General features: G+C 35.3%; 12 protein-coding genes. 2 read left to right on the top strand and 10 right to left on the bottom strand.

Annotated features, from left to right (window positions below; all coding sequences use genetic code 11):
- Positions 1–181: 181 nt before the first annotated feature.
- Entirely contained in the window at positions 182–1513 is a 1332-nt protein-coding gene (locus tag UMR38_03010; protein ID MEC9484830.1) for an MATE family efflux transporter, read from the bottom strand.
- 375 nt (positions 1514–1888) lie between these two features.
- Here UMR38_03010 and UMR38_03015 point away from each other — a divergent pair, with 375 nt between their 5' ends.
- Positions 1889–2230: a transposase gene (locus UMR38_03015; protein MEC9484831.1), complete on the top strand. Its 342-nt coding sequence runs from the start codon at positions 1889–1891 to the stop codon at positions 2228–2230.
- A 423-nt stretch (positions 2231–2653) separates the two neighbouring features.
- Positions 2654–2875 (top strand): IS3 family transposase, encoded by a 222-nt coding sequence (locus UMR38_03020; protein ID MEC9484832.1) that lies wholly within the window; start codon positions 2654–2656, stop codon positions 2873–2875.
- Between the two features lie 73 nt (positions 2876–2948).
- Here the strand turns inward: UMR38_03020 and UMR38_03025 are convergent, their stop codons facing one another.
- The 9 genes from UMR38_03025 to UMR38_03065 all read right to left on the bottom strand — a co-directional run bounded on the left by UMR38_03025 (position 2949) and on the right by UMR38_03065 (position 15005).
- Entirely contained in the window at positions 2949–4208 is a 1260-nt protein-coding gene (locus UMR38_03025) for an ABC transporter substrate-binding protein (GenBank protein ID MEC9484833.1), read from the bottom strand.
- A gap of 43 nt (positions 4209–4251) precedes the next feature.
- The gene (locus tag UMR38_03030) at positions 4252–6432 is read right to left on the bottom strand and encodes a glycosyl hydrolase family 65 protein (GenBank protein ID MEC9484834.1); all 2181 of its coding nucleotides are present in this window, start codon (positions 6430–6432) and stop codon (positions 4252–4254) included.
- 96 nt (positions 6433–6528) lie between these two features.
- Positions 6529–7386: a carbohydrate ABC transporter permease gene (locus tag UMR38_03035; protein MEC9484835.1), complete on the bottom strand. Its 858-nt coding sequence runs from the start codon at positions 7384–7386 to the stop codon at positions 6529–6531.
- Complete coding sequence (locus tag UMR38_03040; protein ID MEC9484836.1) at positions 7386–8627, bottom strand: sugar ABC transporter permease; 1242 nt, start codon at positions 8625–8627, stop codon at positions 7386–7388. The genes UMR38_03035 and UMR38_03040 overlap by 1 nt, the downstream gene beginning before the upstream one ends.
- Positions 8628–8722: 95 nt before the next feature.
- Positions 8723–9703: a LacI family DNA-binding transcriptional regulator gene (locus UMR38_03045; protein MEC9484837.1), complete on the bottom strand. Its 981-nt coding sequence runs from the start codon at positions 9701–9703 to the stop codon at positions 8723–8725.
- Between the two features lie 11 nt (positions 9704–9714).
- The gene (locus tag UMR38_03050; protein MEC9484838.1) at positions 9715–11175 is read right to left on the bottom strand and encodes a glycosyltransferase; all 1461 of its coding nucleotides are present in this window, start codon (positions 11173–11175) and stop codon (positions 9715–9717) included.
- Positions 11172–12098, bottom strand: a complete 927-nt coding sequence (locus UMR38_03055) for a PfkB family carbohydrate kinase (protein ID MEC9484839.1) — start codon at positions 12096–12098, stop codon at positions 11172–11174. The genes UMR38_03050 and UMR38_03055 overlap by 4 nt, the downstream gene beginning before the upstream one ends.
- The gene (gene pgmB / locus UMR38_03060; protein ID MEC9484840.1) at positions 12095–12733 is read right to left on the bottom strand and encodes a beta-phosphoglucomutase; all 639 of its coding nucleotides are present in this window, start codon (positions 12731–12733) and stop codon (positions 12095–12097) included. The genes UMR38_03055 and pgmB overlap by 4 nt, the downstream gene beginning before the upstream one ends.
- 10 nt (positions 12734–12743) lie before the next feature.
- Complete coding sequence (locus UMR38_03065) at positions 12744–15005, bottom strand: glycosyl hydrolase family 65 protein (protein ID MEC9484841.1); 2262 nt, start codon at positions 15003–15005, stop codon at positions 12744–12746.
- Positions 15006–15096 lie beyond the last annotated feature (91 nt).

The following is a 15096-nucleotide window of genomic DNA, read 5'->3' on the forward strand; positions in this document are numbered from 1 at the left end:
AATGATTCTAATCTAAGTAAAATTTATATTTTAGTGCTTTAAGACCTGGCATACTTTTTATATTGGGATAAAATCCGTTTTGTACTAATTTTTAACTGTTCCACCCTGAGTAGTCTATACATATAAAAATGACTGAGATATAAAAAAACCTCAGTCATTTTAATTTTTTTAGAACTTACTATCAAGTATAAGAATGAACTAAATTAATCTTTGTCCACCTACGTAAATACCATCTCAATGCCATCGTTAAGCCTCTCAAGACTTCATCAATCATTGCGGCGATATAAACCCCTAAGATTCCCATTTCTAATCTTATGCCAAAGATATAGGTAAATAAGACAGCGATACCAAACATACTAATGACTGCCATTACGACAGGGAATACGGTATCTCCGGCACTTCTTAAGGCTTGGATATAAACTAAGTTCATCGCTCTACCGATTTCAATGAATACAGAGATATATAAGACTTGTCTCACCATTTTAATAATGACTGGGTCATCCGTAAATAAGCTAATAAGAGAATTGCTGAAGACATTTAATAAGACTGTGACAATCACAACAAATATAAAGGCAATACGTAAGGTCTTAAGTGTATGTTTATAAGCCGCATCAGGGTTTTTCTCACCAATGAAGTACCCAACAATAATACTATTACCACTGGCTAAGCTAAAGCTAAACATAAAGACAAATGGTAAGATTGCCTGAATATAACTTCTTGCGATGACAGCTTCCTCTGTCATTTGATTAATGAAGTAAAGTATGGCCACTTGAGCAATATTCCACATTAAATTCTCCATTGCACTCGGGACACCTATAAAAAGAATTTTCTTTAAATGTTCTAAGTGCAATCGAATATGTAATACTTTAATATGGAGTATTTTATATGAGCCGATGAGTAAGATGACAACCATCATAATCCGTGATATTAAAGTTCCGATCGCAGCCCCCGTCACGCCTAGACTAGGAAATCCTAATAAGCCATAGATCAACACTGCGTTTAGTCCAATGTTTAATACATTACCAAGAATCATAATCATCATGACAATCTTAGGCTTAGAAAAACTTCTAAAGCCGGTACTTAAACTCACGCGTAACGCTATAAAGACAATCGAATATCCAACAATCTTTAAATAGGCGACAGAATCATCCATAAATACATCACTGGTCCCAATCCATCCTAAGAAAACATTGCCAAAGACCACGACAATTAAAGAGAGTAAAATCCCAATAATCGTGTTACCAGCAATCCCTGTCGCAATCGTATCTTTTGCCTTTTGGACTTGTTTTGCGCCTAAATATTGCGCACTCACTACCCCAATACCAATTCCAATGACATTGACTAAAATACCAAACAAATAAAGAATTTGATTACTAACACCAACACTCCCTACCGCCGTATCACTATATTGTGACAACATAAATGTATCGACTGTACCAAGTAAGGTAAAAAATAACATTTCAATAAAAATTGGCCATGTTATTTTATATATATTTTTTTCAAGTTTCGCCATGATGATCACCTCTAGTATTTGTTACAACTGTAATAGTTTGCCACAAATCACTAGAAAACACAACTGTAAACCTCTCTCTTTTTAAAATACTTATCCTGGCTATATAATCCCTATATAAAAAGCATGATTCAAGTTGATATGATACCTCTAAAGTAGACACTCTAAAAAAGAAAATAATCGATAAGATTATGAGTAAAATATTATAGGACTATACTTTGGAGGTATTTTTATATAGGAAGAAAATCGGAATATAGCAAAGAACTAAGAATAGAGCTATCAGAAAGATGTCTAAATGGGGAATCAAAAAGTGTATTATCAGAAGTATATGGTGTTACAGTTGAGAGGTTAAACGCATGGAGCAAGCAATACGAGGCAATGGGTGAAAAGGCATTTGAACTGAAAACGAGAAACAAAAGATATAGCAAAGAGTTTAAACAGATGGTAATCAAAGAGTATTTAGAAGGGAAAGGATCACTAAACCAACTTGCTATTATGTATAATATTAGTAGTCATGAGGTTCTCAGAAAATGGATTATGAAGTATAATAGTCATATAGAGATAAAGGATTACAATCCTAAACCGGAGGTCTCTATGGCAAAGTCTAGAAAAACAACCTATGAAGAACGGATAAAAATCGTACATTATTGTTTAGAGCATACTTTAAGTTATAAGGAAACAGCAGTCAAATATGACGTTATTCATCAACCGAACTTATGAACGCCAGTACAACGTCAAGCGTATTCGTAGACATATGAGAGATTTGGGGGTGTCTTCAGCCATCCGCCGTAAGAAAAAGAATTATCTGAGATATAAACCTGAACAAGTTGGAGAAAACATCTTAAATCGTGAATTCACAGCATCCAAACCCAACGAGAAATGGCTTACGGATGTGACGGAGTATAAGATAATAGGGTCAACTAAAAAACTATATCTAAGTGCGATTCTAGATCTCTATGATAACAGTATTGTCGCTTATCGTATGGGTCTGTCCAACAACAACGATTTAGTATTCAAAACATTTGATGACGCAATCAAGGCATATCCGAATGTGATAAGATTCTATTCCATAGTGATCGTGGGTTTCAATATACTAATCGCACGTTTAAGAAAAAACTCGATAACGTTAAGTTTAGACAGAGTATGTCTAGAGTTGGCCGCTGTATTGACAACGGACCAATGGAAGCATTCTTCGGAGTAATGGAAGTTGAGATGTATAAGCTAAATAAGTTTTACGCCATAGACCAATTAAAAATGGCTATTGAAGAATATATTACATTCTACAATAACCAACGTTATCAACCAGTATTAAAAGGCTTAACTCCAATGGAACTTAGGAATCAAGCCTTTGCTCTAATACAATAATAATTTTATTTATTTACAGTGTCTACTTGACAGGGTGCAGTTCATCTCACTAAGCTTTTTTTGTTAATACGAATTATTCGATACTTTCAATTTCTGCTTCAAGTTGATCTACAAATTCAGTTTTGTTAATTCCTTGATCACCATCTGATGTTACATATTGTGCGAACAAGTCGTAGATAGGAGCAATTTGTCCCATACCGAAGTTTGAAGGCATATCATTTTGCCACCAAGCATATTTTTTGTTTGCTTGAACCCATTCAACTACAGCAGCACTGTAAGGTGAACTTGGCACTAACTCAACGCTATTGAATGCTGGTACCATGTTTGCTTCTTCAACCATGTATTGGTGTCCTTCTTCAGTTGCAGCTAAGTCTTCTAAGTATTGGCGTGCTTCTTCTATGTTATCTGAATTTTTGTTAATTACATAGAATGAAGGTGCACCAATAAAGATAGAGTCATTTTCTCCATCAGATGCAGCGTGTGGTGCTACACCAACTTCAAATTCAATGCCTGCATCTAGTAAGTTTGGATCAATCCAGTTACCTTGATGGATGAATGCTGTGTTACCTTCTGCAAAGTCAGCAACTTGAGTAGTGTAATCTCCTGCAAGTAATGAGTCAGTTGAATACATGAATAGTAATTCTACCCAATTAGCTAGATCTTCTAAACGATCACGATGTGCAATACCGTTGTTTAAGTCATCTATAACAGATGAGTCATCGTATTCTAATCCAGCACTTAAGTATCCATTGAAGTTATGAAGTCCAGTAACCCAAGCAAGTCCTGTTCCAGCACCCATTGAAACTGGTGCTTCGATACCTAACTCAGCTTTTTGTGATTCTAAGGTTTGGAACGCAGTTTCATAAGCTTCTAATGTGGTTAAATCGGCAGGATTAATACCCGCTGCATCTAAGATATCTGCATTGTATGCCATACCCCATGCTTCTACTGATACTGGGAATCCGTAAACAGATCCATCAACTGTAAATTCTAAACCTGTGTCATCGATCCATGCATCATCAGTGAACTCATAAATGATTTCTTCATATTCGTTATATCCACTCATACCTTCAATAACGAAGATGTCTGGTTGATCCGCTGATTGTAATTCAGCGAGTAATTGTGTTTGGTAACCACAAGTACTACCACCACAAGATACAATTTCTGTGGCAGTACCAGTACGTTGTGACCAATCAGCAGCATATGCTTTCATTGGTCCATCAATTTCTACTTTGTTTTGGAAAATACGTAATGTAGTGTCATCTGATCCACCACAAGCTGTTAAAGTGACAACCAAAATGGCTGTTGCTAAAACTAATAATAATTTCTTCAAATTTTTCTCCTCCTATTTTTTTTATTTTTTATTTTTTCGCATATTATGCGTTTGAAGATAATTTTAATCGTGTTTCATTGGAAATAACATATTTTTGTCCATATATGTCAAGAGATATTTCTTTATCTGTTTTGATTGAAATATTCTCTTTAACAGAAATGGTAATGTGTGCGCCTTTATAAATGAGCGACACGTCATATTCTTTGATATCTCCAGGTAGTTTAGGCGCTAATGAAATTCCGCCTTCACTAATATGAAGCCCTAAAAATCCGTAAACAACAGTTAAGTAAGTACCACCCATATTAGCTATATGTAACCCATGTTGTGTGTTTTTATGAGCATTATTTAAATCTGTCATAAGTTGCTGTTTGAAATACGCATACCCTGTATCAAGATCCCCAATACGACTGTTCATCACACTGAAGATACACTTTGATAAACTTGAGTCATGGATGGTAATATCTTGATAATATTTTAGCGAGTTATACATTGTGGAACGCTTTTCATTATTGAGTAACATATGCGACAAAATAGTATCGGCTTGTTTACAGACTTGATGTCTGTAAATGGTTAATGGATGCATATGTAATAATAATGGTCGTTTGGCCGTTTCTAAGTTCAGTTTCTTTTTCTGCATGAACGCTTCATCTTGTGGGTTAATATCAACTGTTGCATTGTAGGGTATAACCATTTTCTCTGCTGCTTCTTTTAAACGTTTTAGGTGATTTTTATTAACTTGTATGTCAATCTTATCTTTGTGGGTATTATAAACTTTAATGAGGGCTTCAATGTGATATTTTGCTAAACTGTTTGTGTAATAGTTATTGTTAACTATTGCAGTGTATTCATCGGGTCCTGTCACATTGTTGATATGAAACTTGCCATCATGAAAATGTCCGATTTCTAGATACACTAACGCTGTTTTGTAAATGACTTCAAACCCCTTCTTTAAGAGAAATTCCTCATCGTCAGTCACAAAATAATAATTTAAAAACTGAATGGCGATAATCGCATTAATATGGTATTGCGCAGTCCCTGCTGGGAAATACGGAGATACTTCATCTCCATTGATGGTTCGCCAGGGGAATTTAACGCCTATACTGTGATTCAATTTTTTAGCTTCTTGCCTCGCTTTATCTAAGGTGTTATAACGAAACAATAATAATGCCTTGGCTTCTTTGGGAGCGGTAAGTAAAAAGTAGGGAAACATATACATTTCACTGTCCCAAAAGTAATGGCCCTCATAGCCTTTTCCACTAAGTCCTTTAGCGGGTATACTGTGGTAATTATCACTGGGTCCACTCGCATAAAGTTGATACAAATTATAATTGAGTGCTTCTGTGATTACTGTATTGTCTTTGATGAAAATAGATTGGGTAACAGTGTTACTATAATCATCAATTGATTTATTAGGTAATATGTTAAGCATTTTTTTATTTTCTGAATATGGATTTGTTTCATAGATTGAACTTGTTATCACGACATATTTAGTCACTGATACCGGTGAGTCTTTTGTTAGATGATGGTATTTTTTAGCGGTTAACAACTCTCCTTCTTGGGATTGTTCATACGTCATCTCACAAGAATGATACATCCCGAAATAAATATGAAAATTGGTATGTATTGTTGAGGTTTTTACGGTGTTATCATCTATGAGTTCAAAGGTATGTGTGAGTTGGTTGGATTCATGAAATCTTGGATCGTGAACATGTTCATTTTTCCTGCGTTTATTATTGATGGTTGATACAAGTTCTATTTGCCCATCATAGTTTTCGGTTTCAACTGTGTATTTTGCAATGTATAAGTTCGGATGGTCAAATGGAGTGATGCGAGTCTCTTTAACATGGAAAATAAAGGTATCTTTTTGATACGTTGTTTGTCGAGAAACCTTTCCTGTTGTAGTATCAAATACTCGCGTCATAGATGTAATATTGGCATGATCTAGATTTAGAATGTCGCCTGCTACTTTAATATAAATCGTTTGAATGTCTGGTAGGGCAATGATAAATTGTCCATTATCGGGATATCCTTTGCCTTTTTCACCATAGGTGTATGGATAGGTTTCATAGACCCCGTTGATGAGACAATCTCTGTAAGTATTGAAGTGTGACTTCACACCTTCAGCAAGTGCGCCTCGAACGCCAAATCGCCTATTAGCAGTACTAAACAAACTTTCATCAATGAGTAGATTTTGTTCTGTTATGTCCTTGTAAGTTTTAATCATTGATTTCACCTCGTTTGTGTCGTATCAAGAAGCGCAGTTACGCGCTTCTTGGACACATGAAAAAATTATTACTGCTAATTATATAAATAAGAAGGGTTATTTGATCGCCCCTGATGTCATACCTTGAATAATATACTTTTGTGCAAAGATAAATAGCACAACAGCTGGCAATGCAGCTAAGAGTACCGCAGTTAGTAATAAGTGCCATGGGACAACATAACTACCTGCGAGTGACATAATGCCCATTGGGATGGTTTGTAAGTTACCACCTGTCCCAATAACTAACGATGGGAGTAGGAAGTCGTTCCAAATCCACATACCATTGAGGACAAGTAGTGTGACAAATATTGGCTTTAAAATTGGTAGCACAACTTTGAAAAACACTTGTGGCTTAGAACATCCATCAATGATGGCTGCTTCTTCAATATCGATGGGCACTGATTTTATAAATCCATGGAATAAGAACACACTAAGTGGTGCTCCAAATCCAATATATGCTAGAACAACACCCCATAAGGTATCTTTAAATGGAATACCAGTGAGGGCTCTTAGTTTGGTTAATTGTTGTACAAGTGGGATCATAACAACTTGGAATGGAATAACGAGCCCTGAAAGGAAAAACATAAAAATGAAGAATGAATATTTAGTTTTTCGTCTTACTAAGACCCAAGCAGCCATACCGCTTAGCACACCAATTGCCATTAATGAAGTCGATGTGATAAGTAATGAGTTAAAGAATGATTCTACATATCTAACAGAGTCATCATTTAAGATTTCTTCAATATTCAAGAATATTTGACCCCATGTTTCAGGTAATATTAATACTGCGTTTGGACTAACATACGATTTTGCAGCATTTAATATCACAAGAATAAAGGGTAGGAAGAATATAATTAATAAGATAAAAGTTAAAATTTCTAAAACAAGTATTTTAGTACTTTTACGTCGTTTCATTATAATTCCACCTCGCGTTTCTTATTGTAGTAAACTTGGAGTAGTGATATTACAAGCAATATAACAAAGAATAGAATGGCTTTTGCTTGTCCTAAACCAAAATTTTTGAAGGCAAACGCTTCGTTATAAATATTAACAGCCAGTAAGTTAAGTGAACGGACACTAATAGGACTAACATTAAATATATTTTGTAAGAACTCTGGCAACTTTCCAGTTGGTCCACCACCTGTCATTGAGAATATGGTATCAAATTGTTTAAAACTTGTCACAAGGGTTAAAAACATTGCGACAGTAAATGCTTGTGCAACGAGTGGTAAGGTAATATGTCTTAAGCGTTGAATTGGACTAGCACCATCAATTTCCGAAGCTTCTATGAGCTGTTTCGGAACATTTTGAAGTGCTGCGACATAAATCATCATAATGTATCCTGAATATTGCCAGGTAACTACGATTAAAATCGCAATCATTGACTTGGTTGCACCATCAGATATAAAACTTTTTTCAAAGTAAGGGATGTATGGGCCAAGTGCGACGAACACTTGTGCAAATATAAATTGGAAGATGAAACCAAGGACGAGTCCACCAATTAAGTTGGGAAGGAAAAATCCAGCACGTGCAAAATTTTTAATTTTGACCTTTTGTGTCACAAGTAATGCGAGACCAAAGGCAACTAAGTTAATCAATATAATATTTAGGAATGCGTAAAGCACTGTTCTGTAAAAGGAATAATAGAAACGCGGCTCACTTAAGATACCTTGATAATTTTTTAATCCCACATAATCTGCCGATCCAATTCCTCCAAAATCTGTTAATGAGAAATAAATTCCCCAAAAGAATGGTACGATGACCATCAAAATAAAACTTCCAAGTGCAGGTGCTAAGAAAAATGTGAACACACGGTTATTTTGTGCACGATCTCCGCGTCCAGTAAAAACCGTATTTACCCACGTTGTTGTATCTGGAAAAATATTTTCAAAAAATTTATATACTTTTCCGTGGGTAACATCTTCTTTTACAATTTCATTTCTTAATGCTATTTCATCGGCACCGCCAACATAATCTTTTCCTTTAATTTTAGCCCCAATCCAGCCTATAACATACATAATAAACTTAGCAATATAATGAATAGATTGGACAATTGTGTATACAATTACAACCAAAATTAAAACAATGATTCTAAATATTGGTATTAATCCTTTTTCGAGAATCTTTTGACCAATATTTTGTCGTTTTTCTTTCATAATCCACCACTTTCCTTGTTTTGTGAAAACCTTTCCACACTTTTATTTTATCAAAAGTTGTAAGCGTTGTCAATATCTTTTGTGTGAATTTATCCTTAGGTTGTATCTCCCTCTATAAACTCCACTGGAAGAATCACATTTTTAACGGGCTCATTATTGTAAAATTTAATGATCATATCACGCAGTGCTTGGGCAATTTTTTCTGGTGATTGAGCGATTGAACTAAGTTTTTTACCATAGTCAAAGAACTTTCTACCGCCATCAAATCCAATCACTTTAACATCTTCAGGTACGCGTTTCCCCATGTTTTCTAATTCTCTTATCAACGTAAAGGCTACTGCATCACTAATCGCAAAAATACCATCTACATTGGGGTATTTATCCAGTACTTCTAAGGCCTTTTCTCTCTTAATAAGGTAGTTACCAAGAGGATACTCAAAATTGTATATCTTTGTTTTGCCACATTCTTTTAAACGTTCATTAAATCCAATACGACGTTTCGATACTTCTGTTTGGATAGTCGTGTTTATACCTTGGGCATCATCCCCAATAAATAAAAACTCTTTACACCCTTTTTCCATTAACACGTCTGCGGCAAGTTGTCCTCCTGTATAGTTATCAGATGCGACAAGGGGGATACCTTCAATCACTCGATCAAATGAGATAATAGGTAAATCGGTGTCAATTTCATCTTCAATATCGTTATTAGTTAATAGGATAACGGCATCAACACGGTTATTTTTAAGCATGTTTAGAAACTCTATTTCTTTATAAGTTTCTTCACTTGAATTACAGAGCATTAACTTATAGTCATCATCAAAAAGAATTTGTTCTAACTCATAGAGTAATTCACTAAAGAACACATGTTTGTTGTTTGGCAATACAAACGCAACGATATGGTTCTTTTGACGGGTCATAGAACGTGCAATTTCATTGGGATGATACCCAATGTCTTCAATCACTTTAAGTACTTTCTCCTTTGTTTTAGCGCCTACATAACCAGAATCATTAATGACTCGGGATACAGTAGCAATTCCAACGCCAGCTTTTTTTGCGACATCTTTTATTGTTGACATATGATCATCTCCTATGTGTCTAAGTATTGTGTGTTAAGTAAAGTGCTATCGATATCTCTTTCGTTTTGGGAATAGAAATACTTGGGTATTTCTATTTTATCATATGGCATACGAAATGTCTTGATGGCTTCTTCATACTTTTTCGCTGCGATTTTCCAAGTGTAGTTTGTCAGTACGCGTTTTCTACCTTGGGTTTTATAGTAATGGTAATTGGCTAATAGTTTATGAAACCCAGCTGCGACATCTTCTGGGTCTTTGACATCAACAAGTACGCCAAATGTTTCACCTTGTTTTTCTAAGACATTGCTTGGACCACCGTATTTGGTTACCACGACAGGCAAGCCAGTGCTCATGGCTTCTATAGGTGCCAAACCAAATGGCTCATATAAAGCTGTTAGAGTGAATATCCCCTGTTTTGTTGTGAGATAACGGTAGGTATCTGCGAGTTCATATTGTGAGGTGATGTTTAAAAATGATACTTTACCAGTTAACCCATGAGTTTTAATTATTGTCATCAGCTGATTTAAAATGGCTTTTTCATCTTCGGATGCCTGTTCGTAGCCTTCAAATGCGTTTTCAATTCCACGTAAAGATATGAGTATATTCGCTTTTTCTTGTAAAGATTTATCATGCGCGTAGGCTTCGAGTAAGCCAACATGATTCTTTTTAGAATCTAAACGACTTGCTGCGATGATTATTGGTAAATCAAGACGATCTGAGTTAATATCTCGTGCTAACACCTCATCTATTTTTTCTGTAGTTTCTTTGGCGATATCTGATTCTTCAATTGGTGCAAATACGGTTGTATTTGCGCCAGGTGGCACGACTTTAAAGGTTTTGCCACTTGAATAGTGGTTATATAAGGGGTGTGTGTATTGTTCGTTTTTTTCCTGGTTTGTTGAAACAAAAATAACATCACTATATGTCATAGCTGTACGTTCAGCTAATATGCGTTTTGTAAAGTTGTATTTGGCATCTAATTGTTTATAGTTTGTTAGATTGCCATTTAATTTATCAAATTTTTGTGCGCCGAGTGAATGGCCAGTAAATGAATAAGGAATGCCTTCTTTGTCTTTCAACATTGCACAAGCTAGACCCCCATCGCCATAATGGCCTGTCGCAAAATCGATGGTTTGATTGCGTTCTTTGTAAAACGCGATGATATGGTCTACCCATTCTTCAAGGTATGGCCATAACTTTTCTTTATTTAAAAAGGTGTTTGTAGGACCGCACTTTAGTCTAATGATACGTAGATTGTCAATACCGGGGTATTGATCAATTTCACCATTAAATTCAGGAAAATCGGGGTCATCAATATAGCGTGTGACAATGTCAACTTGATGTCCTAATTTCGCAAGTTCTGTGGCGATTTCTTTTACATAAACCAACTGTCCGCCAAAATCAGGGTGTTCTGTCCAATATGAATCATTACGATCAAAGTTCCCTTGTGGGTTTAAGAATAATAGTCTCATTGTTCCTCCTTTAGCCGGTTCATAAGTGTGTTTATGGTCGGCAAGTTTGTCAATGCGCCTACTTGTTTTAAGTTGTATGCGCTACATATAGAGCCTATAATACAGGCCTCTTTAATATCATGGTTAGTTAGAAGTCCACCATATAAGCCACTCCAAAATGCATCTCCTGCACCTGTGGCATCTACTACTTCATCAGCCATTGAGTGAAAGCTGAAACGTTGTTTTCGATAAGAAACCAATATGCCATCTTTACCAAGGGTAAGAATGATGAGATCGATATTGTAAGATTCGTAGTGTTCCATGTATGCTTCTGGTGTTAAGTCAGGTCCAAAGATGCGCTTTGAATCGTCTAAACTTGGTTTGATGATATCGACCTTTTTAAAGGTGTCTTTAATGGTGTTTATGGCATTTTCTTTATCGGTTGTTAATGCACTATGAAAGTTAGGATCAAAACCGATTAATACATTTTCATCTTGAGCGATTTGGATTAAAGTGTTTATGGTGTCTCTGGCTGGTTTATCATTTAATGGCCAGTAGGTAAAATGAAGTATTTTACTGTTTTTTAAGTGATTTCTAAGTTTTTCAGAAAGAATGATATCTTTGTCTGCTTGACGTTTAAATGTTGGGGTTGGTGTGTCTTTTGTTTGGTTAAGTTCTACAATGGATGTTGGTTTATTTGAACGCCTAATAAATTTTAATGACAGGTTTTCTGCTTGGAGGACGTTATTTAGAAACTTACCATAATCATCGTTGCCTATTGTAGCGCAAAGATAGGGGGTAAACCCGAGTTTTTTAAGATTGATTGTAATGTTTGCAGGGCTTCCGCCAAACATGTGTTTTTTTTCGTTTTTTGTGGTGATAATATCAATTAAAATTTCCCCAACAAGTAAGATGTCATTTGGCTTGGTGACATCTTTAATCATTTGTGGTCCTTTAAGACAACATCTAATAATGCCTCAAAATCATGATCTTTTTCTTCTGAATCTTTCGCATCGCCAGTAGCAAACGCAAGCATTCTTGCTTTTTTAGCCGCTTGTATACCACTTTTCGCATCCTCTACAACCGCTAGATTTATGGGAAGAAGTTCAAGTTTGTTCGCGGCAACTAAAAATACTTCCGGATGTGGTTTTGAGTGTGTAATATCCGTACCATCACTGATGGCATCGAAGATTTCTAACAGTTCTATTTTCTTTAAAATTTTCTTTGCATTTTTACTCGATGAACCGATGGCAAGTTTAATGCCCGCTTCTTTTAACGCGGTCAATATGTCCATAATACCTGGTAATATATCCTCTTTTGATAAGGTTTCAAGTAACTCACGATAGTAGGTATTTTTAAAGTCTGTTAGGTCTTTTTTTTCTTCTTCTGAGTAAGTTTTTTCTGATTTTTCGAGGATGATATTCAGTGAGGCCATACGGGAAATCCCTCTGAGTCGGTTATTGATTGTCTTGTCAAAGGGAATATTTTCTTTGTCTGCCATTTTCTTCCATGCTTTGTAATGTAAATCATCTGTTGAGACGATTACGCCATCTAAATCAAAAATTACGCCTTTAATCATTGTATCACTCCTATAAATTTAGTGTTAGGTTCGTGGTTAGTTTTACAGTTTGATTGTTTACGGTTAAATGGATATCATCTGGTAGTGTATGATCAAATTCAATGGTAAGTGTTGCTTGTGTTATTTTTATGGTTGCAGGATGATTAAATACGACCAGTTTAAATGATAATTCTGTAACGTTTGATGGAAGATGTGGATTAAATATAATAGTATCTTCATTTTGACTGAATCCAGCAATACCATAGACAAAGATTTGCCAAGCGGCTGCGTTGGCTGCGGTGTGCATACCACCGATAAATGTCCCACCACTAACGGCTTCATTGGTGTTCATTATGTCAATTGATAAGGACTTTTTCATGTATTTTTTTAAGTCGTTTGTTTTATTTAGTCTGGCTGCTAATATTGCGTGTATTGAAGGACTTAATGAAGAAAAATGGAGTGTTCTAGGTTCATAGAACTCATAGTTTGCTTTCAGGGTTTTCGTATCAAAAAGGTTAGGATATAAATGGAATAGTTGTAAGACATCGGGCTGTTTAATACATTGTGTAAATACGGTAATGCCATTTGGCCATCCATAATATTCTTCATCATTTATTAGACGCTGTTTGACGTCTGTTGCGGGAATGATTGTCTCTAAATCAAAGTACCCATCAAACTGTTCAATAACGTGATGATGATTAGGTTTTGGGATATAAAGTTTATCGTGAATGTCCTCCCATAACGCTATTTCCTTTTGTGTTAGGGATATTGATTCTTTTATGGCATCAATGGTGTTTTGATTAAAGTCATTAAGATATGTTAAGGCAGTTTTTAAGGTGAATAATGCCTGGTAGTTTGTGAAGGCATTATTATCAATATTCTCGTGGTATTCATCTGGGCCTTGAACCTGGTGAATTTCATAACGATTGCGTCTTGGCATAAAGACCACACGTGAAGCAATAAATCGTGCAATTTCAAATACAAGTTCAATACCATAGTTGTTCATAAACTCATCATCATGCGTGACAGTATAGTATTTATTCACTGTATAAGCAATATCTGGGGATATGTGTATTTGCCACAAATTAAAATGGTTACGGATTTTACGCCCAGTGATAACATCTTTAAAAAAGAAATCTGGGCAAAGTTCTTTACCAGTTTTGCCACTTATCCATGCGTAAAAAGCACCTTCATATCCATGTTTTTGTGCTTTGTTTTTTGCCCCACTTAATGTGTTGTGGCGATAGATTAATATTTGTTTTGCGATATCTGGATTTGTGTGCAGATACATCGGTAAATTATAGATTTCTTGATCCCAAAAAGCTGCGCCTTGATACGCTTGACAAGAAAGCCCTCTTGCGCCAATGGGCAGTGATTTGTGCGTTGGTGTAGCAATAATCGCATGGTACGTATTAAAACGATAGGCGACTTGTGTAAAGATATCACCAGATATTTGGATGTCATAGTGTTCCCATAACGCTTCCCATTGTAATTTGTGTTGGGTTAATTCTTCTTGGTAAGATGGGAGAGACTGGTAGAGGTCTTTTATTTCTTTTAGCGGTTGCTCATAGTCATTTGATGATAAGGTCATCATTATTTTATACAAAGTAACAGGGGTATTTTCTTTTAAGTGAATTGTTGCCTTTTTGACTGTTTTTGTATCGGGTTTAAAATCAATACTGGAGATAAGTTTTTCATAGACATATACCTCATCTTCATATGTATTCGTTGTCCCAATAAATAACGCATTATCCAGTGATTTTAGTTTTTCATGTTTAAAGTGATGTCCATTAATACTCCAAATATTGGTATCCAATCCTGTTTTAATTGTTACTTTGAGATCAGTATCTGATTTCAATGTATACTTCATATATATAGCAGATTTATGAATCATACTGGCAAACTTCTCTTCTTTAATAGAGAGTACCGCTTTTTCAATCATATGCTGGGTTTCGCGTTTAGTAATTCCGTGTTTGATATCAAGCTCTCGGTTAAAATCAATTAAGTTTGTGTCAACTGTGATAGGAGAATCATTATGATAAACTGCGGTATATAAGGCATTAGGAACAGTACATAGTTCTTCCCATTTTCCATCTGCATTATCCCAAGTATCACTTAGAATACAGCCAACAAAATTATCTTTGGTATCTTCGGAAAACGTTCCTCTATATCCAAGATAACCATTTCCAATCATAAAATTACTACCATCCGTGATCGCTTCTCTTTTAATAAATTCTTTTTTGATGATTTGCCACTGATTGGATGTATATAAATGCTTACCTATTTCTGTCATAGTTATCCTCTTTTCATTAATTTAGTGAAAACCTTTCCATATTAATATATTATCAAGTAGTTTTACTGTTGTCAATATTGAAGTTTGTAAT

The organism is Candidatus Izemoplasma sp. (assembly GCA_036172455.1).
Taxonomy (GTDB): domain Bacteria; phylum Bacillota_I; class Bacilli_A; order Izemoplasmatales; family Izemoplasmataceae; genus JAIPGF01.